The organism is Edaphovirga cremea, from assembly GCF_003332275.1.
Lineage (GTDB): Bacteria > Pseudomonadota > Gammaproteobacteria > Enterobacterales > Enterobacteriaceae > Edaphovirga > Edaphovirga cremea.
In genome coordinates this window covers 1-20415 of record NZ_QOVA01000013.1, presented here as the reverse complement: position 1 = coordinate 20415, position 20415 = coordinate 1, and the positions used below count along the sequence as shown (strand labels likewise).

Here is a 20415-nt window from a genome sequence, read left to right as displayed (position 1 = left end):
GTCCTCAACTGCCTGATGGCGATCCAGAGGCTGACCTGCTGGCAAGTTCCTTGGGAACGTTGTTATTTGATGCTTGCTGGCAGAGGCTCGTGAATGTCTGGACTGCCGATGCCTTCTGCCCTTTCGGCTGCGGCATCAATACATATCCGACCTGACACGCCATGTGACTGCCATCACCCCAGATCACGTTCAGTTTGCCGCGCTCGCTGCTGACCCGGGCGTAAATCTGACCACCCTGACCCACAGCCCCGACGTTATTACCCTTTTCATCCTGCACGCTGGCACCAAACGGCACCGGCTGATCCTCGAACGTGGCATTAATCAACACCGGCCAGCCCTTTTTGGTGGTGTATTTCAGCATCACTACGGCGCCCGCATGCGGTGCGACTTTCTGGGCGGTGTTATCCAGTTCGACATTGCTCGCCGTACCTTTCGGATCGATGCTGACATCGTTCATCTGGTAAGGGTTCAGGTAAGGCACGATTGCATAGCCATGCGAGTCGATATGAACGCCCGGGTAGGAAGACACGCGCGCACCTTCTGCACCTTTTGCTTCAACCACGGCAAAGGTTTCCCCGTTATATGGCGTCAGCGTCACGCCGCCAGGGTGTGCCACCATTGTGCCGTTGAGCCCCAGTCCCTGACTCTGGTAATTTTCCCCAGCACCATACGAGGCACTCACCGCCGTCGCCTGACTGCGGTACTGCGCATTGAGCGCGCCAGAAGCACCACCGCCGTTGTTGCTGTTCATCGCCGATGCACTGTAACTGAACTGGTTACCTGCTCCTGCCGTTCCTGACAGTGCAGTCTGCTCACGCATATTGCCGTTCGAATCCCGGTTGAGTTGTACGCGTATATTTGGCGTATGGCTGCTGTCACGGCGACCAAGCGGGAAACTGAAACTCAGCAGGTAGTTGTTTTGCGTCGATCCATAGGCCGATTGACTGCGGTTGACACTGAGGCCATAGCTCAGGCTCTTGTAGCGATTGCTGTAGCCCATCTGGTACTGCGTGTCGTTACCTTCGCGGTTCCAGTAGTTTTGCAGCGAACTGCTGATATAGAACTGTCCCCAGTCGCCAGGAAGTCCCTGACCGGCGGTCAGCGTCACGCGGTTTTTCGCCCGGCCAACCGAACTGGCCGGGAATCCCTGGCGCACCGCTTCGCGGGTGTTCATCGCGGTCAGGTAATCCATAAAACCCTCAGTGGAGAAACGGTACGCCGCCAGCGACAGGCTGCTGTTGGTTTCGCTGATCACCTTGCTGTAGCCAAGCTGATAACTCTGGCCGGACTGCGTCCCGCCGCTGTTGGCAGGCAGATGGGTGCGTGCCTGCGTGACGTCAGCGGAGAATGCTCCAACGAACGTTCCCACTGCGGCACCCAGTTGCAGGGCATGGTAGTCCTGGCTGGCTTGCACACCGCCATAACCCGTCACAATATTCGTCAGGCCGCGCTGGTAGGTTGCCTGGTAAAGTGCCGGATCGTCGTCGATAAAATCATTGCGCAGCTTGCCCATCGTGACACTGTAACGATGCGTGCCAGGACGCAACAGTTGCGCCACGGAGGCAAAAGGCACGGTGAAATTCTGCTCTGAACCATCGGCCTCATGTATCGTGACATCGAGGTTGCCACCATAACCGGTAGGATAGAGATCGTTGATGATGAACTCGCCCGGTGACACGGTGCGCTCATAAATTATCTGACCGCCCTGGGTTACCGTCACCCTGGCGGCGGTACGGGCAATGCCGCGGATATCTGGCGCATAGCCACGCAGGGATTCCGGCAACATCCGTTCATCGCTGCTCAGTTGCACCCCGCTGAACGGCAGTGTGTCAAAAATCAGGCCGTTGGTATTCGACTCGCCGATCAACGCCCGCCCCTGCAATACCGGGATATCGCGCTGCATATAGGTGTTAAGGGTGGTGTATTTCTTTTGACCGCCGTCTGCCCAACTGTAGGCACCGTTATGGCGCGCGTACCAGGCACCAATATTCACTCCGGCATTGATACCCGCATACAGGGATTTGCTGTCATTGCCGTTGGATTGGCTGCTGTAGGCATTGATGTTGTAACCCAATATGCCCGCAGGCACGCCACTGTCCCACAGTGCCGGATTGACGGTACCCCGCGCCAGCGTATTGACATACGCCTGGGGCAGTTGGATATCCAACCGCTGTTCATTGCTGTCAAACACCACCTGCGCAGCCGGGATCTCCTGGGTCAGATCAATGCATTGCTCTCCCCCCTTTATCGCCTTGAGCAGGGATGCTGGAATACGGTCAGTATTGAAATCGATGGATCCGACGATCTTTGGGGTCAGGCAGGGATACACCGTTTTGTCTTCACGACTTTTAAATTCAACGTCGGCATTCAACAGCGCCGTCCTGTTCAGATAGATGGCGACCTTATAGTGCCCCGGCAGGGCATTTGAGCCGTTGGCAAAACGAGAGAGATCCATCTCCTGCGCATTCCCCATATTGAGGAATTGCGGATCGAACTCGACATTGCGGGCGATGCTTTGCGGGGGAGTTACCCGCAGGTCAGCCTGGGCATTTGATGCCGTGAACATGCTGACGAGTATGAGGGCAATGGGCGTCATTTTTCCGGTATAGCTACCGGCGGAGGTGGGTATTGCCGATCCTGACTGTCGTAGAGTCTGCATAGAAGTAACCTTTACACCGCGCTCGCGATGACATCCCTGGAAAATAATGGAAATCCGTTTATGTCTATTTATTTGACGGTGGCTTCATGAGTGGTAATGGCCCCGTAATCATTGACGGCTGAATAACTGATTTTGTTCTTGCTGCCTGCCCCCGGTAATTTGAATTCGAGGCTCGACATTGGAGCAATCATCTCCCCTTCAACGCCGGCTTTTTGACTGTTGCCAGCCAGACCGATCTGCACCAGCGAGACGTAATACGGCGTGGCGTTTGTCGCACGCAACCCCTGTGCGGTGGTATTCCACGTCAGGGCACTGGCTGCATCATTGGCGTTGCCTTGCAACCCGCCCGGCCGGAAAAACAGTTTGATCCGTGAGCGGAAAGCCATATTCAGCAAGTTCTTGTCGTCTGCGCCGGATTTTTTCGCCGGAATTTCAAGTACATTCAGCCAGAAGACCGATTCTTTATTGGCAGGCAACGTGGCGCCGTTGTAACTCAGGCGCAATGTCTGCGATTTGTCCGGATCGAGGCGATTGATGGGCGGCGTCAGGATAAACGGTGTTTTGATGGTTTCAGGCCGGGCATCAATATCGCCATTGTCGATCCAGCTTTGGATAAGTACCGGCCCGCTACCTTTGTTACTTAATTTTACGGTCACTTCTTTTTGTGCTGCCGGATAGATCACCCGGGTGCCGCTGATAACAATGCTCGCAACGGAAAGTGTACTGACAGAACAAAGAAGCGCCCCCAGTAAAAATAAACTACTGCTTTTTGCAGAATAAGAAAAAAACATGGTGAGCACTCCTGAAAAAATAGAAAGAAATAACAGGGGGATTACTCCCCCTTAAAAAGCTTATTTATATTGCAGGGAATACGTCACATTACTGACCACAGTACCTGCCGTTGTTGCATCTTCGGCATAGTACTGTACAGAGTAAGGCAGGTTGGCACTGCCGGTTGAAACATCAACATAGGTGGTACCCACTACCTGGCTGGTATCACCCGCTTTGATGACGGCATCTGAATTGGAGGAGTCGAGCAGTTGCAGACTAACGTTAGTTGCATCCCCGGTCATATTTTTCAAACGACCCGTGACAGCATCAACGTTGTAACCGCCCTCAAAGAAAGCAGAAGCCGTTGTCAGTGTCCCCGCACAGTCACTTAATGCCATGTTGAAACCGGTACGCCCGGTGACTTCGCCCGCAGCGGCCAGAGAGTTGATGCCCACCGTGGGCAAAACAATGGTGGCATCAGCATCAGTGCCGTCAATGGTGACTTTACAAGTCGTGGCAGTCAATTCACCCTCGAAAGTGATCGTGCCAGTTGATGCTGCATTTGCCATATGAGCAGCGCCAAAAATTGTTGCGAGAGAAGCGGCGATGGCTAATTTGTTCATGATATACATCCTTTATATTGGATTGACGCTTGATTAAATAAGTAAATATCCATTTACTCTTTTCATCCCAATACGGCTCTTCCATATTGGAAATGTGATTCCCCCTACAACGTTAATTGCAGAGATTAAATTAATTAATGACAGTGGGATTTTTGCAAAAATACCGGTTAACCAAAGTATAATGTTCTTATTTGTTGCCGGGGGATAATATACCCTTGGCCGCGACTCGTATTAAGAAACTCATCAGGTACAGCGATAACAGCCAACTTGGCTTTCAGCTCTTTAATTACCTGCCATAAACGCTGGTTAGAGGAACGAAGATTATGAGCATCCCAAATATTTTGCAGTAACTCTTCCTTGGTCACGAGATTGTCATTGGCATTCTTCAATAAATAAACCAACAGATTCATTGAAGTATCAGTGAGCATTGCAGCGCTGAAAGTGTAGTTTTTTACGCTTGAATCCAGAGATATTCTTACTATGGTTCTTTGTTTAACATTAACGCAAACGTCATCGCCAATGAGAAAGCCGAATTCTTCCAGGTTATTCATTATAAAATCCTTTTAATAAAACGGGACTTAAACATGCATCCATTATGCCGTTGCGGGTCAAACAGTCCTCACTTTTATAGTTTGATATTCTAGTGGATGCTATCTTTAATACAACAAGCTATCTTGACGTATTTAATATGTTAATTAATTGTTTAAATGTATATGTTCTACATTAAATTCAGCCTGATCGCAGGATTTACATCTGAAATATAACTGCCTGAAGAACATAATTTTAGAACTATCATCGCGGACAAGCATGAACATAAAAAACCAAATTTAATTTATTGGTAGCATAAAACACCACTCCATTTTTAATGGACCACTCGCAAATCACACATAAAAAAATAAAACGATTATACGAGTACGATTTCCGACACTAAAGTGCCATCTTTTAGTTTAAGAGTGTCTGCAAGTCCTGCTATTTCTCTTTCATTTTTTCCTTCCTGTCTTCGTTGCTGTGAACACATTACGTATAAAAATTCGAATTAGAAATCGAACCTTCACCTGAAGAAAGACTTCAGGTGAAGGCATCATGTTGAAGGGAAAAAACAGTGTGGACATACAGAAGTGCGTTATCTGAAGGGGTTACTGAAATGACATTAGCCGATCAAAGCCCCCTAACGCGTCAAGGGTTGTTCGCTGTCAATAACCGTACCGAAGTCATCGATGACCGAAAAGAATATTTTCATGCCGGGATCAAACGAGCCTTTTACATTGCCCAGAATGAACCGATCGCTGCCGAAAGGTTTGAGCATTCCGTCATCCGGTATTGTGGTCGCAATGGGGTGATTTTTATCTTTGCCTACGCTGAGTTGCAACAGCGTCTGGTGAATAGGTGTGGGGTTGGTGACGCTCAATATCAAATCGCCACGTTCGCTGGCTGCGCTAAAACGCAATTGATCGTGTGGTGTTGCGCTGATTGTCGGTAACGACTGCGGTCGGTAGAAGAGTTTAATGCGGGTTCGGAAGGCCATTTGCATATGGTTTGTTGTCGCAAAATCTTTCGCTTTTGGCGGAACTTCCAACACATTGAGCCAAAATGCGGACTCACGATCGCTGGGAACCAGTGCATCGCTGCCGGTATAAAGTACCCGTAAGCGTTGCGAACGTTTACTCTCAAGGCGCAGAATCGGCGTGGCTACCGTGAAGGGGGTGGAAATCTTTTCGGGTGAGGCTTCGCTGTCACCCGTGTCAATCCACACTTGCAGCAAAACAGGCCCTTCCCCGTCATTGACCACCTTGATGGTGGCATCTTTGTCTTTGCCATCCATAATCAACCGTGTTGAACCCAAATAGATCGCCGCGTCTGCCGTTGGCGATCCCCATAAGGGAAAAGCAACAAGGGCAACCATAGTTGCCCTCTGTAATACCCGCATTGCCCTGAACATCATCGAAGTAAAGGTTGTCATATTGACGTTATTTGTAGCTCATCGTAAAGGTGACTGCCGTGTTCACGTTCCCTGAGGTGACGCGCGCTTGCGTTTGGTACAATCCCGCCGTTAACGGTACTTTGTAGTTGCTATTGGCTTTTGGCAATGAAGGATCATAAGTATCTAATATATATTGGGTACCGAACGTGATCGGATCCATCTTCTTGTCGAGTAATTGCACCCCAACCCCTCCCGCCATCGATCCTGCTTCGTTCCATACACGGTATAGGGCGGATAGCCTTGGGTCGTGAGTGTCGGGCCAGTATAATTACCGCGCGGGACGCAGCTCCAAGCCAGGGGTTTGCTAACACATTATTTTGCTGAAATATAACTATAAATGATTACCTTTCCTTATTTTAATTTTAAAAATGTTTTTTTAATTAATATAGAATAGAGAGGAGTTGGTGGGGAATTTGTTGGTTTTAAAGCAGGCTCGGGGCAGGTTTCGGTTGATATCAGATTGATGTTCTTGAACGTCAAAAGATAGCTTTGTTGGTTGATTGCTTTCGCTATGCTGTTGATCTTTTAGTATGAAAATCGGCAATCAAGCAAGGGGCGAAAGCGCGCCCCTTGCATCCGCGCTTCACGCAGCACGAATTGCCCGCGTTGCGGGTTCCCTCGGTTGTCATTGCGGCGGACGGGTCGGCTTTAGGCTACAGTCCCTGTAGCCGGACGCCTTTCGCCGCAGTCCTGGCGGCTCATCCCTGCCTACATTCCGCCCTCAGCAATTCATGATGCTCGGGGTAGTTCAAAATCTAAAGAAACAAAGAAACAAAGAAACAAAGAAACAAAGAAACAAAGAAACAAAGAAACAAAGAAACAAAATATCAAGATTTCATACAGAAATTATCAACTCATCCGTTATCTTATTTTTTGACGTTTCTGTTTCCGTTGACGTTGCTGTTTCCGTTGACCTTCCCAGAGCGTCATGACTCGCTGAGCGAAGAACGCAGGCAGGGGCGAACCGCCAGGATGGCGGTGAGAGGCGTCCGCCCACATGGATGTGGGCTAAAGCCGACCCGTCCGCCGGAGAGATGAGGGAAGGGACCGGCGCAGCCGGCGAGAAGTGTAGCGAAAAAGCCCGGGTTCAAAGGGCCGCGGCGACTGGCGGCCCTTTGTCGGTTGAGGCTTCGAGGCTCAAGTAGAAAAATACATTTATATCAACCGAAACCTACTCCAAGCCTATTTTTAAAGAAAATCAAGCCAAAGCCTCCAACCAATAAAACCCTCTTTTGACGTTAACGTTAGAGTTAGAACTAGAGTTCATCTCAAAAAAAATTTATTTATAATTCAAAGTAAAAGTAACCGCAGAACTCACTGTCCCCGAAGTAACCTGCCCCCCCGTCTGATACAACCCCGCCGTCATCGGCACCCGGTAATTACTATTGGCTTTGGGCAGCGAGGGATCATACACCGCCAGGGGATACCTGGTGTTGAAAACAATCGGTGCCATATTGCCATCAAGCAATTGAACCCCCACGCCCGTGGCGGTCGACGATGAATTCATGGCAACCACACCATTCGTTGAATCCACCACACTGGTTGTCGCTGCAAAACTGTAACCAATACTGACCAACCCCGTAGGACATTGATTGAATGCGAGGTCGAATCCTGTGCGTGCAGTGGTTGTCCCCACGCCCCTGAAATCGCCGATCAAGGCAGTGGGCAAATTCACGATTACATCAGGCGTTGTGCAGGTACCCTCCAGATTGGATATGTTCGACCCCGGTTGAAATTGTGCAACCATAGGTGCGTTGAGACCTGCAAAACTTCCGCCGTTGTACGTCTGGTAATGCTCCATATATATCGGGTGAAATGTAGGAACGCTTCCGGCGGTCAGATCGTCAGCGGTTTTGACAAAACGCAACTGTACGTCCGTACCCAAATTTATCGACTGGCCACCATCCGCATTGGGAACAGCAAATGACTCGGAATGAATCTGTTGTCCGCCCGGTGCGATAGTCAGTGGTTGCCAGTCGCTGACTTGCCCATTAAAAGAGAAACGCCACCGGACGATATAACCCAGTCCCGTTTTTAAATTCGTGTCGTATATCGTGTAGGCACCGCCATCTATCTGCATCGTTCCATATTGGGTATGGGAAGTGTAACCCTGGGTCGCGATCCTTACTCCGTCCCAATTCCCTGGCGTGCAAGCCCAGGACTGGTTGTTGGTTGAGGTCAGCCAACCGCCTAACACATCACCTATCTCGGTGTTCTTCCCTACCTCGATTGTTGAACTATTAAAATATTGAAAATTGATATTGTTTTCACTTGAGCAATTAACCCAAGTTCCTTCCGCACTGGCTGTTGTTGCATGGCTGAAAATAAGTAACACGACAGCGCCCAGGCATAAATAGCGTTGATTTCCTGTGTCCATTCCCTCCTCCTTGCTTAATTGCACACGACATCTGCGCGACGGTAATCGGTTGAATCACTGGTTGATTGAGGTAATTGGTAGTTGAATTGGCAGTTCTCGTCTGCGCCTTCCCCCCATTTAACATCCAATCGGCCTTTATCAGATTTGACGCGCAAAAACCCTTGCCCGGACTGGGCAATGTATCCGACGTTATTATTTTTCTCGTCAGTCACTGTCGCGCCGAAGGGTAAAGGGTTTCCCTTGGCATCACGCGCGTTGGTCAACAGGGAATAGCCGGTTTCCGTCTCATAGCGCAGCAAGGTCACGGCACCTGCCGTTGGTGCGATATATTGCGTGGTGTATTTCAACTCGACGTCACTGGATAAACCCTTGGGGTCAAGCTCTACCGAGTTTTGCCGGAAAGGACTCAGGTAAGGCACGACTGTCCTTCCACGACTGTCCAGTTGCAAGCCACTGTAATTAGTGACGCGGATACCTTTGGCGTTGTCCGCTTCTACAATCGCAGAGGTTTCTCCCAGCATTGGGGTAAGAACCACCCCACCACTGTAGGCAACGATCCCGCCTGACATATTGGCACCGTATTGACTGTAGCCATCACCTTTGGAGTAGCTGCCGCCTACCGTCGCATACGGCGCTGACCAGGAACCGCTCAGTCCGCCACTGGTATTGGCGCCATTGTCTTGATAATGTTCGGCATTGATAAAGGTATTGTAACTGTATTGATAGGCCTCGCCAAAACTCCCCCCAACACTGTTCTGCAAAGCCTGCCGGTCTCTGTCCTGCGTATAACTAGTGGTCAGATGCGGGGAATTACGGCTCGATCCCAGCGGGATGGATACTGTCAGCATCACCCGGTTATCCCAGCGATCCGTCTGCAAGTTACGGACACGTTCGAAATTGATCCCGTAATTCACTCTTTGATAGAAGTTGTTATAACTGAACTGATATTCCGTATCCGTCCCGCCCCGGTTCCAGTAATTCTGCGTATTCATATTCAGGGATAAAGCACCAAAACCCTCCGCAAATTGTTGTGTCGCATTCACCTGCAATCGGTTTCGACGCTTCAGGTTATTGTAAATATCCCAATCACTGTTTCTATTACTGTAATCGCGCAGTGCGATAGCTTCGTCGGCCTCAAAATAACCCGAGCTGGAATAGCTATAACTTGCCAAACTCACGTTGGTATTGATGACAGGCAATATTTTCGCATAGGTAAAACGCACGCTTTGTCCCTGCTGATTGTCCATATTGTCGAATTTCGCCTGAGACTGCGTTATATCGAGGGAGATTGCACCGTAATCCGTATTTAAGGCCAGACCAGCGGAAACCGCTGCATAATTCTCTGCGCCGATAACTCCGGTATAACCGGTAATCAGGTTTGAAATTCCATGACGCAGTGTCGCCATAGTGATTACCGGTTGATCATTAATTCCGGAATTGCGATATTTACCGGCCATCAACGAAAAGCGGGTAACGCCAGGGCGCAATAACTCGGCGATCGTCGCATAGGTAACAGTGAAACTGCGTTCACTGCCATCCGCTTCCCTGATCGTGACCAGCAGGTCACCGCCGCTTCCGGTTGGGTACAAATCATCAATGACAAAAGCACCCGGCGAAACGGTGGTCTCATAAATCTGGTTGCCACGCTGACTCACCCTCACCCGCGCGTTGGTATTCGCGGTTCCTTGGATAACCGGCGCGAAACCGCGTTGGGAATCGGTGTACATCCGGTCATCAGAACTCAACTGCACGCCGAGAAAGCCGAGGCTATTGAAAACCTGCCCGTCGGTGGTCGATTGCCCCAAGACCAGCTTGCTGCGCCACGGCACAATGCTCCGCTCCAGGTAGGTTTCATTACTGTGGTAACTGAATCCAGAATTATTATCCCAATCCGCTGACGAGCGATAACGCAATCGCCACGCATCCCAATTGAACCCGCCCCGCAACGAGAGATATTGGCTGGTTTGAGCAGGTGTTCCGGTTTGTTCAGAGTGGTAGGCATTGTAGTCATATTGCAGCGTTCCGGCGGTTATGCCGTTGTCCCAAAGCGCGGGACTGACATAACCCCGCGCCTGACGTTGCAGGATAATCTGCGGTGCCACAACATCCAGCCGCTGTTCTCCGTTATCGAAGGTGGCTTTTGCGCCGGGCACCAACTCTTCAAGCGCGCTACATTGCTCCCCCGCCTGAAGTTTACCGATGACGTCTTTATCCAGCTTATCGAGGGCAATATTAAATATCTGCAGCAATTCCAGATCATAACAAGGCCGGACAATGTTGGGATTCTCTGGCGCTGGGGTAAAATTGACATCCTTGCGGCCAACCCAGCGTTCATTGAGATAAAGATTGATTCTGTGGCTGCCCGCAGCAACCGGATTGCCATGGGAAAACTGGCTGATATCGACAGCCGAACGCAAAAACTCCTCATTGAATTCGACTTCAGCAGCATCTTCTGCGTGTACTGGCAGGCCCAATGCCAAGACCAGCGGCGTTAGGCACGAGACACCCACTCTGGAGGCCAGATGAATAAATGATAAGTACCCTCCATGATGAACCGAAACTCTACAGATTCCTTTCATTAAGAGTTTCTCCGCCGTGATCATTAACCACGGTGAAAAATAAACGCGCACCTTTAGGTAGCGCAGACTTTACACCTTGCAAGGGAAACGATCTTTCCTCATTGGGTGCAACCATTTTGTCATCGACTTTTGCCACTTCTCCAAGCAAAGGGGCGTCTTTGGACATTTTTATATCGAACTTACGGAAGGTTATATAATAGGGCGACGGATTTTTTACCGTAACTTTATAACCTGATGCCACTTTTACCAGCCGGAGTTCTAGTTTTTCATAGGCTTGCAAAGGCGTCATCGATAAATCATTGGGCCGATAGAATATTTTTATTCTCGAACGGAACGAGAACTGCATTATATTATCGCCAGCCTGGGTCTGTTTGGTGGCTTTTGCCGGTATTTCCAACACATTCAGCCAGAAAAGTGATTCGCGATCGGTGCGTAAGCCGCCCCCTATCCGCAGAATACGTAAGGATTGGCCTTTGTCGGGATCAATACGGGCTAAAGGTGGGGTTAAATTGAAAGGTACATGGCTGGTGTTGGGTTTGGAATTGACATCCCCATCGTCGATCCAGGATTGGATAAGAATAGGATTTTTCCCCATATTTCGCAATTGCACTATTGCTTCACCATTATTTTCCAAATAAACGACGCGAGTGTTGTTTATTATCACCCCTGCTTGTGCGACTTGCCCCCAAAGCAATGATAAAGAAATGGCCGCAACGGCTAAGATCTTCCCTAACATGATTTTAATCCTGAAAAATCTTATGACTAAATGGGGTGAGAGATCCTTTCACCCCATTTTCATTTACTTAATCGTAAACGATGCTGTAATCAACTTGAGTTTCGACATTACCGGCAGTGGCGCCTGTCATATCAGTTGCATAGTAACGGGCATAGAAATTCATGGTGCCAGAACCGTCACCGGTTGAAATATCAATGGGCAGAATATGTTGCTCGGCGCGAGTCCCGCCGATCTTGATGACTTCCAGATCGGCATTGAGTAATTCCACATGCACATTAGAGGCCGTACCGATGCTATTCAAGCGTCCTGAAGCCAGGTCAACCCTGTTACCCACTTCATAGAACGTGCCGGCACTGTTCAGCACTGCTCCCGTACATCCAGTTAAAGCGATACTATAAGGCGTTGCACCAGCCACACTACCCAATGTGGGTAATGCTGTTGTTGAAACGGTTGGTAATATTAAGCTCGCATTGTTGTTACCGCCATTCACGCTAATGCTACATGTGGTGTCGGTGATCTGGCCGTTAATAGTGATGGTGCCATCAGCAGCCAGCGCAGAACCAGCAAAAGTTATCCCGACAACGGCAGCAATAAGTGCAGATGTTTGTTTAATTTTCATCATAATCTTTATTCCATTAAAATTATTAATGCATATATGCAACGATAACTATTTATTTATCGCTGAGTCCTGTGATTTTTTTGTATTGGTGTTGCAACTCCCTGAACGTTTCCCGCATTTATCCTGAGAGTCATATCATCATTTCATGCTCTAGGACAATTCGCAATACGCTCTATTTTCCAACGGATTACCCTACCTATGACAAATTTTTAGGAGATCCAGCTTATTCATACATTATCAGAGTTTAATGTCGAAAAAATCATGAAAGTCAATGATTTATTTTGAGGGGGATAATATATATGAAGTTTAATAAAATTAAAATATTCCTTGATAGTTATCAATAAAACAAGAGTGACACATTTTTTACCAGGCAATAACCCTATAGGTAATTAAAAAAAGCAGGAATCAGGCAATGACGTTTTTTGATTGACAAAATAGTTATCGTTTTTTGCAAAATTATTCACATTTGTACTTTCAACAAATTTACGCTGGATCGGGCAAATCTGCTTTTTTGATGTAAATTAAATTCACGTTCAAAGATATAACGTTCGAAACGAATCGGAAAATTCTTCAACAAAAATCAAGGCCATCGAATAAAAAACAAACAAATTTAATCTATTAGGCAAGCAACCGGCTAAAAGTGAGTAACATCACGCGCAGAAAACAGATATTTCTCACCTATACAAACCGCCAGTCCGTTCTCATTTTCTTAACAATTCCCATTAATCCGCATACTGACTTATGGAATGCATCATGGATTCCTTCGCCGTATCAAGATGTCGGCGCATCTCACGCATCGCATTGAGGTCGTTACGGCAGATCAACGCACTCAATATCGCCATGTGTTCATCGGTAGCGATAATATTACGTTGCTTGAGATCGCGCTCATCCCACTGATAATGAAAGTGAAAAATAACAGAGATAATTTCAAGGGATTGATTGAAGAACGGATTGGCGGCAGCCGAGAGAATCAGGGTATGAAATGCCTGATCGAGTTGCGAAAACATGCGGTAGTTGTCGCTTATGGTGTGACGGAATTGACGGTGCCGGTCAAGCAACTCTTTGGCCTGTAACCAACGTTCATCTTCTGGCGGTAAATTCATAAACTTATTCAGCGCATGGGTTTCAAGCATTTCCCGCAGTTCAAACAGCTTCTCAGCATAATCCTGATCGAATTTTTTCATCCGCCACTGCCCACGACGAACACTTTCGATCAGATCATAACGACAGAACCGCAACAGGAATTCACGCACCACGATCGGGCTGACCATTGCTTCCCGGGCCAGTTGCAGTTCGGTAAAACTATCCCCCGCCCGCAGTTTACGCTGATTAATCATATGGAAGAATGCACGTTCAAAAATGCACGTCTGCTCCTCAAGCGGTTTGCTGACGCTGTCGAATCCGTCGCTCTCATCAGGCGCACGCACAATAAGATAGTGGGAGTTTACTTTTTCCAGCACACCTTGCTCATGCAGATAGTTCAGCGTGTGATTCACCGTTGTACGGCTAATTCCGTACATTTCTGCCAGCGCCGCCTGGGAAGGGAGCGGTGAGAGAATATGACCTTTGCTTATTCCATCGATCATTTGGTTGATGACATTGTGCCGTAGGTTTTGCGTTCTGCTCATCACGATTCCCTTTTTGTTTTTTGCATTTAAAGCCAATTTAAAGCTGAATACTCGGAGCCAACGCACAAATGGAGGCGGTAATTTATCTATGGTCTGCTTTTTTATTTAATAAAAGAGTCCACCCATCTTGAGGACTTTTTATGAACCCTATACACACCATGAAAACGCTGATTTGCGAAGAACCGACCAGGCTGGTTTACCGGCAACGCGAGCTACCCGTGCCCAAGGAAAATGAGGCGTTGATTCGCGTAATGAACGTTGGGATTTGTGGTACGGATATTCATGCCTGGGCCGGTAATCAACCTTTCTTTAATTATCCCCGGGTGTTGGGCCATGAAATTTGCGGTGAGGTCGTTACGCTGGGAAATAGCGCCCATCATTTGCAAGCAGGGCAACGGGTCAGTGTTATTCCTTATGTCGCCTGCCAGCACTGCAATTCCTGCCGGGTGGGCAAGACCAACTGTTGTGAGAATATTTCCGTTATCGGCGTACATCAGGATGGGGGATTCAGTGAGTATCTCTGCGTTCCGGTGAGCAATCTTTTAATTGTTGATGATGTTGATCCCATTTCTGCCGCGCTGATTGAGCCTTTTGCCATCAGTGCCCACGCCTTGCGTCGTGCAGCGGTGCAAGCCCACGAGCATGTTCTGGTGGTAGGCGCAGGTCCGATTGGTCTCGGCGTTGCAGCCATTGCCAAAGCCGATGGCGCACGCGTCGTGATGGCCGATACCAGCGAAGAGCGCCGCCGCCATGTGGCAGAGAAACTGGCTATTGCGACGTTGGATCCTTCCGAAGCGGGATTCGAACAGAATCTGCGACAACAGTTTTCCGGCATGCTGCCAGAAAAAGTGATTGATGCCACCGGTAATCAACATGCGATGAATAATACCGTTAATTTGATTCGCCATGGCGGCAGCATTGTGTTTGTCGGCTTATTCAAGGGCGATCTCAGTTTCCCGGACCCCGATTTCCATAAAAAAGAGACCACCATGATGGGCAGCCGCAATGCCACTCATGAAGACTTCGCCAAGGTCAGCCGCCTGATGGCGGAAGGGAAATTATCTGCTGATATGATGCTCACGCATTATTTTGATTTCAACACCCTCGCCAATGACTATGAAACTGACGTGGTAAAAAACAGGTCGCTGATAAAAGGGGTGATTCAGTTTTGATTGGCACTGCAATGAAGATCAGGCCGGGAGGTTCCGGCCTGATAACTGATTTACGCGTTGGCGTCTATGCGTCCAAAGCTGATGTCATTGCGCAACTCAGCCAGAAACAGCGTGGCGATCTCGGCAAGTGACGCATAGCAAGGACTGATTTCGTTCTGCTGTAGACGTTGCAGGTAGAACGCAGACCACGTCAACAGATGCTGCTCAAGCAGTTCCTGTGCGGCATCGAGCCGTTCTTGCTCCAGCAGTTGCGCCAATGCCAGTAACATCAGCCCAAACTGATCTTCCGGTTCATTCATGCCCGAATTGAAGAGTAATTGGTTATCCGCCAGAAAAGCCCGGTATCTCATGGTCGATTCCGACATCAACAACCCGTCTTTATCGAGATAGACCGCTCCCCACGGCGGTGCAACCATTATCCCCTGCCCCTCAAACAGCACAGAGAACTGATAGCTGAGATCGCTTTGCGGCGGTATCGTCATTTCACGCAATATCCGTTCAATCGCGGTATTGTCACGCCAATCAAACAGGTTAACGACGCCCTCAAGCCCGTGGAGCAGTTGATAAATGTGCGCCTGGGACGGCGAGAAATAGAACAGGGAACCCAGCGTTCTGGGCAAGAGCGCCACATGTTGCACATTAATCCCCATTGAAAATCACCTCCATAGAAAAATAACCCCCACTAAAAAAAGCAGGCTCGCCGCAGCGAGCCTGTCATATCACATCGCCACGGACCACAAGTTATAGAAAGCAATTCGCCCGAGCAGTTCGCCAACGATCGCCAGCGAGGCACAGGTTGCCAGCAGCATTTTGCCACCAGAGCGGCGCAGTGCAAAAAACAGCCCCAGCGCCAACACGCCAATCATCAACACCGCCTGAACCGTGAACCAACTGGTTTGCGCACCCGCCAGCGTGGCGTCAGCCATAAACAGCTCGCCAGCCGCATTCGCCCGCATGGCCAGTGAAATCACTATCGCAGCGCAACTCAGTGGCAGGCCAATACGCCAGGCACCAAATAGCGCGGCCAGCGCACCACCGCCAATCAACACCGTCAGCATCATAAATCCACTGGTGAACGATGAATTCCAGGCTGGCACCGTATCCAACTGATACACCGCTGGAATCGACACCACAAACGCGATCCCCACGACTACAGTAATCATAGCCAGGATTTGATGCAGTCTGGCGGTGCCTTTATTCAACAGCATGCCAAGCGCCGTCAAACAGCCAAACAGACCAAAAACGCCTGAAAGGACGATTTCATTGCTCATGGGTGAACGACCCACCCCCAGCAGCATATTGAATGCGCGCAGCGGCTGGCCTACGTGGAATGTTCCAAGCAGCAGACCGACAATAAACACCACCATGGCGGCGGTCAGACCGATTGCCAGTTGGCGTTCATTGATTTGTGCGAGGCGATAGCTGATATACAACAGCACAAACGCGCCTACCGCAGACTGCGAAAGAACGGTAAAAAAGACCAAAGGGAGTTCATGCATGCTACACCTCCTGTGGATTCTGAGTGGCACCCTCTCTGTCGCCAGAAGGGCGCGCGCAAGGGTGGGCCTTGACAATCAGATTCGGTTTGGTAAACCGTGCGCTGGGTAACGGTGCGATCTCATTCTCACTGCCGTATTTCGCCCGTAGCTCGGTGATTTCGCCAAAATCCAGCGCGCGCTGCGGACAGGAATCGACACAAATTGGCCGTAGTCCCTGCTCGAGCCGGTCATAGCAGCCGTCGCACTTGAGCATAATCTTCCTCGTACTGTCGAATTGCGGCGCGCCGTAAGGGCAACGCAGTTCACAGTAGCGGCAGCCAACGCAGAGATCCTCATTCACCACCACCAGCCCGTCCTCTTTGCGCTTATGCATCGCGCCCGTCGGACACCCCTGCACGCAGGTCGGCTCATCGCAGTGATTACAGGCAATGGAGAGATAGTAGCCAAAGGTGTTGTCAATCCACGCATTGCCCTCCTTAATCCAACTGCCACCGCCGTACTCGTAAACCCGGCGCAGTTTCGGTCCCACATCCAAATCCTTCTTGTCTTTGCAACTGACCTGACAGGTCTTGCAACCCGAGCATCTGGATGAGTCAACAAAAAATCCATATTGCGTCATAATTTGTTATCTCCCTTATGCCTTTCTGATTTCGACAAGATTGGTGTGCTGTGGATTGCCTTTAGCCAGCGGCGAAGGCCGGTGGTGAGTCAGCGTATTGATACAGCCGCCAATATCGACACCTTCGGCATTGACCTGTTCCCACGCCCCCTGAGGTACCCCGACCACGCCTGGGGCGATACGGTGGGTGAGTTTGGTTTTGATCTCGATGATGCCGCGATCGTTGTAGACCCGCACCACATCCCCCGCTTGCAGACCGCGCGCCTGCGCATCCATCGGGTTAATCCAGATCTCATCCGGCACCGCTTCACGCAGTTGCGGAATCGGGTGGTAGGTCGAGTGGGTACGCCCTTTGGTATGGAAACCAATCATTTGCAGAGGGTATTTCTCTTTCATGACGGTATCCAGGTGGGACTCCCACGACGGGCAAAACTCAGGGATCGGCGTAATTTTTTCGTCCGCTTGCAGCACCCATTTTGCCGCGATATCCGCAAGGCGCGCAGAGTAGATCTCAATCTTGCCTGACGGCGTTTTCAGCGGATTATCCTGCGGTGAGCGGCGGAAATCGCTGAATGCAACACTCTCTTCATCGGTGGCAATTTCCTGATCAATCACCCCCATGTGTTTCGCCACTGACCATTCGGGCAGGTGCGGACGTTTGGCTTTAATCTCGGCGTAGTGTTTCTCGACCCATTGCGGCTGTGTCAGACCGGTGGTGAACTTCTCACGCATTCCCAAATGACCGGCAATATCGGCGCAGATATCGTAGGTGCTGCGCACTTCCCACATGGGTTTCACCGTGGGCTGGATAGAGATCATAAAGTTGTTGGAACCCGACGCGTAGGAGTTATCCACCAGATCCTCGGCCTCGAGATAACTGGTCTCAGGCAAGAGAATATCGGCGAATTTCGCGCTGGAGGTCATATGGTTATCGATAACCACAATCATTTCACATTGGGTATCGTCCGCCAGGATCTTTTTGGTACGGTTGATATTGCCGTGCTGGTTCAATAGCGTATTGCCCGCCTGATTCAACACAAACTTGATGCCGGTCTTGAGTTTTTCTGCCTCTTTCAATCCCCAGGTGGTTGGGGTGAACATTTCCGGCGTCGCGATGGCATCCGTCCATAAATAGCAGGGGATTGCCGTCTTGATGGGGTTATCACCAGCCGGGATTTTCGGCACGCCGTAAGACTTGGCATACGGCCAGTTGCCGGTGTTGGTTCCCGGCAGGCCAAAATGCCCGGTCAGCGCAGGCAGCATCTGGATCGCCCGCACGGATTGCTCGCCGTTGGCATGGCGCTGTGGCCCCCAGCCCTGGGCGATATAACAGGCCTTGGCATTGGCAATTTCACGCGCCAACTGGCGGATACGTCCCGCCGGTATGCCGGTGACATCTGCCGCCCATTCTGGTGTCTTGACGGTTTTATCGTCGCCATTCCCCAGAATATAGTCTTTGTAGCCGGCGTTCTTCGGTGCGGTTTCCGGCAATGTGGTGCTGTCAAACCCGACGCAGTATTGATTGATCTGCTCTTCATTCAGCAGATTTTCGACGATCAGCGTGTGAACCATACCCGCCACCAGCGCGGCGTCAGTGGTAGGTCGGATTGGCATCCACTCTGCATTGCCGGTAATGACAGAATCGGTATAACGCGGATCGATGATTACAACTTTGGCGCGTGACTGTTCCAGGGCCCGCCGCATCTCCTCAACCTGACCGCCACCGGACATGCGGGTTTCAGACAGGTTCATACCAAAGAACACCACCAGATCCGAGTTTTTTACCTGATCGAAGTGGCTGGCAAAATAACCGCCGTGGGTAAACGGCGTCGCTACGCTAATTTGCGCCGTTGAGTAGGTGTTGTAATAACGGAGATAACCGCCATTCAGATTAAGTAAACGCTGCCAGACGGTGGTACCCTGCGTGTGGTAATAAGCCCCTGATTGGTAATTATAATAGAAGGCTTCATTACCGTATTTTTCTTTAATGCGCGTCATTTCTTTGGCAATGGTAGATGTCGCTTCTTCCCAGGTTATGCGTTCAAATTTCCCTTCGCCACGTTTGCCAATGCGTTTCATTGGATACTTTATCCGATCTGGACTGTATACCCGCCAACGACTGGAGCGTCCACGTAAACACGGTGAAATTCGATGCTGCCCAAATATACTGTCATTAACGCAATCTTCTGCTTCTATTCGTATTATCGTGTCGTCTTTTACAATTACTTTCAATGGACAGCGACTGCCGCAGTTCACCAGGCAGGCGCTGTGTTTGACCATTTCTGCCGCACCACCCGCTCCCGCAGGGCTTGAGGCAAAGGCAGAGAATGGCAGAGACAGGCTGTTGGCAATACCAATAGCCGCCATGGTTTTGGTGGTGGTCCCCAGAAATTGCCGACGGGAAATATCCTTAAGCAACAAATCTTTCGAAATTTTTGACATGCTAGACTCCTTATTATCTTTTTACCTCTTCAGATTACGGCTTTTAAAAAAAAGCAAGTTTGATGGAGATCAAATATCACTATTAGGAATAATCTACACAAGAATATTGTGAAGCAGATCGTTCATTTATTTCCATATAATAAAAGCCCTAATGCAATTGAATATCATTACGGATAAATATTTACTTTTGATCTACGCGTTTTTACAAAAGGGGTAATTTTTATCTCGGAATACTCCCAAAAACAGAGTATTTCTTACGTTAAAATAATTTATGCTATTGGGAACTTATTAGTAAAATATTAATTACTTCAGCGTTGCTGGGTATTTTAAATAGGTTTTCAGGCAGGTCTGTACGCGCGACCCTGCACCGCGACATTCCTTGTCGACTGCGCTAGTGCATTCACTATCTCATTAAATTTAATTATCTAATCTCATTAAACTTAATTATCTAAATATTCGTTTTAAAAACGGGTTCGGAGCAGATTTGGTTGATATCAGATTGATTTTTATGGCTTTCAAAAGATAGCTTTGCTGGTTGATTGCTTTGGCTATTTTGTTGTTCTTTTAGTGTGAAGATCGGCAATCAAGATACCGTCTTGTCACCTTAGTTGGCAAGACGGATTTCTGCATTGAATTTCATTCCTGACTTCAATACTCCATAGGCCAATTGCAAGAGTTTCCTCATTGCCGCGCAAATCCCTATTTTACCC

Annotated in this window: 16 protein-coding genes; 1 reads left to right on the top strand and 15 read right to left on the bottom strand. The window is 49.2% G+C overall.

The window, feature by feature from the left end; genetic code table 11:
* Positions 1-4: 4 nt before the first annotated feature.
* The 11 genes from DRI82_RS16450 to DRI82_RS16400 form a co-directional block, all read right to left on the bottom strand.
* Entirely contained in the window at positions 5-2659 is a 2655-nt protein-coding gene (locus DRI82_RS16450) for a fimbria/pilus outer membrane usher protein (RefSeq protein WP_114194994.1), read from the bottom strand.
* A gap of 68 nt (positions 2660-2727) precedes the next feature.
* Positions 2728-3450, bottom strand: a complete 723-nt coding sequence (locus DRI82_RS16445; RefSeq protein ID WP_114194993.1) for a fimbrial biogenesis chaperone — start codon at positions 3448-3450, stop codon at positions 2728-2730.
* A 60-nt stretch (positions 3451-3510) separates the two neighbouring features.
* Positions 3511-4053 (bottom strand): fimbrial protein, encoded by a 543-nt coding sequence (locus DRI82_RS16440; protein ID WP_114194992.1) that lies wholly within the window; start codon positions 4051-4053, stop codon positions 3511-3513.
* Positions 4054-4220: 167 nt separating this feature from the next.
* The gene (locus DRI82_RS16435; RefSeq protein ID WP_114194991.1) at positions 4221-4604 is read right to left on the bottom strand and encodes a winged helix-turn-helix domain-containing protein; all 384 of its coding nucleotides are present in this window, start codon (positions 4602-4604) and stop codon (positions 4221-4223) included.
* A 617-nt stretch (positions 4605-5221) separates the two neighbouring features.
* Positions 5222-5956 carry a fimbrial biogenesis chaperone gene (locus DRI82_RS16430; RefSeq protein WP_170138724.1) on the bottom strand — a complete coding sequence of 245 codons (735 nt, stop codon included), beginning with the start codon at positions 5954-5956 and terminating at the stop codon, positions 5222-5224.
* 64 nt (positions 5957-6020) lie between these two features.
* A complete protein-coding gene (locus tag DRI82_RS16425) occupies positions 6021-6233 on the bottom strand; it encodes a fimbrial protein (RefSeq protein WP_114194989.1) in 213 nt (70 codons plus the stop codon).
* A 1080-nt stretch (positions 6234-7313) separates the two neighbouring features.
* Entirely contained in the window at positions 7314-8411 is a 1098-nt protein-coding gene (locus tag DRI82_RS16420; protein ID WP_114194988.1) for a fimbrial protein, read from the bottom strand.
* 14 nt (positions 8412-8425) lie between these two features.
* Positions 8426-10990, bottom strand: coding sequence for a fimbria/pilus outer membrane usher protein (locus DRI82_RS16415; RefSeq protein WP_114194987.1), 2565 nt, complete (start codon positions 10988-10990; stop codon positions 8426-8428).
* Positions 10974-11726, bottom strand: coding sequence for a fimbrial biogenesis chaperone (locus tag DRI82_RS16410; protein WP_114194986.1), 753 nt, complete (start codon positions 11724-11726; stop codon positions 10974-10976). Before DRI82_RS16410 ends, DRI82_RS16415 begins: the two co-directional genes overlap by 17 nt.
* 67 nt (positions 11727-11793) lie before the next feature.
* Positions 11794-12345, bottom strand: a complete 552-nt coding sequence (locus DRI82_RS16405) for a fimbrial protein (protein ID WP_114195059.1) — start codon at positions 12343-12345, stop codon at positions 11794-11796.
* A gap of 722 nt (positions 12346-13067) precedes the next feature.
* Positions 13068-13973: a GntR family transcriptional regulator gene (locus DRI82_RS16400; protein WP_114194985.1), complete on the bottom strand. Its 906-nt coding sequence runs from the start codon at positions 13971-13973 to the stop codon at positions 13068-13070.
* A 149-nt stretch (positions 13974-14122) separates the two neighbouring features.
* Here DRI82_RS16400 and DRI82_RS16395 point away from each other — a divergent pair, with 149 nt between their 5' ends.
* Positions 14123-15145, top strand: coding sequence for a zinc-binding alcohol dehydrogenase family protein (locus tag DRI82_RS16395; protein WP_170138727.1), 1023 nt, complete (start codon positions 14123-14125; stop codon positions 15143-15145).
* Positions 15146-15195: 50 nt separating this feature from the next.
* Here the strand turns inward: DRI82_RS16395 and DRI82_RS16390 are convergent, their stop codons facing one another.
* The 4 genes from DRI82_RS16390 to DRI82_RS16375 all read right to left on the bottom strand — a co-directional run bounded on the left by DRI82_RS16390 (position 15196) and on the right by DRI82_RS16375 (position 19705).
* Positions 15196-15795 carry a TorD/DmsD family molecular chaperone gene (locus tag DRI82_RS16390; protein WP_114194983.1) on the bottom strand — a complete coding sequence of 200 codons (600 nt, stop codon included), beginning with the start codon at positions 15793-15795 and terminating at the stop codon, positions 15196-15198.
* Between the two features lie 69 nt (positions 15796-15864).
* Positions 15865-16644 carry a dimethyl sulfoxide reductase anchor subunit family protein gene (locus tag DRI82_RS16385; protein ID WP_114194982.1) on the bottom strand — a complete coding sequence of 260 codons (780 nt, stop codon included), beginning with the start codon at positions 16642-16644 and terminating at the stop codon, positions 15865-15867.
* A 1-nt stretch (position 16645) separates the two neighbouring features.
* Positions 16646-17263, bottom strand: coding sequence for a DMSO/selenate family reductase complex B subunit (locus tag DRI82_RS16380; RefSeq protein ID WP_114194981.1), 618 nt, complete (start codon positions 17261-17263; stop codon positions 16646-16648).
* A gap of 15 nt (positions 17264-17278) precedes the next feature.
* The gene (locus DRI82_RS16375) at positions 17279-19705 is read right to left on the bottom strand and encodes a DMSO/selenate family reductase complex A subunit (RefSeq protein WP_114194980.1); all 2427 of its coding nucleotides are present in this window, start codon (positions 19703-19705) and stop codon (positions 17279-17281) included.
* Between the last annotated feature and the right edge of the window lie 710 nt (positions 19706-20415).

Bases quoted from the DNA above. Each gene is read 5' to 3' on its own strand.
- DRI82_RS16385 (WP_114194982.1), bottom strand. From the start codon at position 16,644: ATGCATGAACTCCCTTTGGTCTTTTTTACCGTTCTTTCGCAGTCTGCG.
- DRI82_RS16450 (WP_114194994.1), bottom strand. From the start codon at position 2,659: ATGCAGACTCTACGACAGTCAGGATCGGCAATACCCACCTCCGCCGGT.
- DRI82_RS16380 (WP_114194981.1), bottom strand. From the start codon at position 17,263: ATGACGCAATATGGATTTTTTGTTGACTCATCCAGATGCTCGGGTTGC.
- DRI82_RS16390 (WP_114194983.1), bottom strand. From the start codon at position 15,795: ATGGGGATTAATGTGCAACATGTGGCGCTCTTGCCCAGAACGCTGGGT.
- DRI82_RS16415 (WP_114194987.1), bottom strand. From the start codon at position 10,990: ATGAAAGGAATCTGTAGAGTTTCGGTTCATCATGGAGGGTACTTATCA.
- DRI82_RS16375 (WP_114194980.1), bottom strand. From the start codon at position 19,705: ATGTCAAAAATTTCGAAAGATTTGTTGCTTAAGGATATTTCCCGTCGG.
- DRI82_RS16430 (WP_170138724.1), bottom strand. From the start codon at position 5,956: ATGGTTGCCCTTGTTGCTTTTCCCTTATGGGGATCGCCAACGGCAGAC.
- DRI82_RS16405 (WP_114195059.1), bottom strand. From the start codon at position 12,345: ATGAAAATTAAACAAACATCTGCACTTATTGCTGCCGTTGTCGGGATA.
- DRI82_RS16445 (WP_114194993.1), bottom strand. From the start codon at position 3,450: ATGTTTTTTTCTTATTCTGCAAAAAGCAGTAGTTTATTTTTACTGGGG.
- DRI82_RS16420 (WP_114194988.1), bottom strand. From the start codon at position 8,411: ATGGACACAGGAAATCAACGCTATTTATGCCTGGGCGCTGTCGTGTTA.
- DRI82_RS16400 (WP_114194985.1), bottom strand. From the start codon at position 13,973: ATGAGCAGAACGCAAAACCTACGGCACAATGTCATCAACCAAATGATC.
- DRI82_RS16440 (WP_114194992.1), bottom strand. From the start codon at position 4,053: ATGAACAAATTAGCCATCGCCGCTTCTCTCGCAACAATTTTTGGCGCT.
- DRI82_RS16410 (WP_114194986.1), bottom strand. From the start codon at position 11,726: ATGTTAGGGAAGATCTTAGCCGTTGCGGCCATTTCTTTATCATTGCTT.
- DRI82_RS16425 (WP_114194989.1), bottom strand. From the start codon at position 6,233: ATGGCGGGAGGGGTTGGGGTGCAATTACTCGACAAGAAGATGGATCCG.
- DRI82_RS16435 (WP_114194991.1), bottom strand. From the start codon at position 4,604: ATGAATAACCTGGAAGAATTCGGCTTTCTCATTGGCGATGACGTTTGC.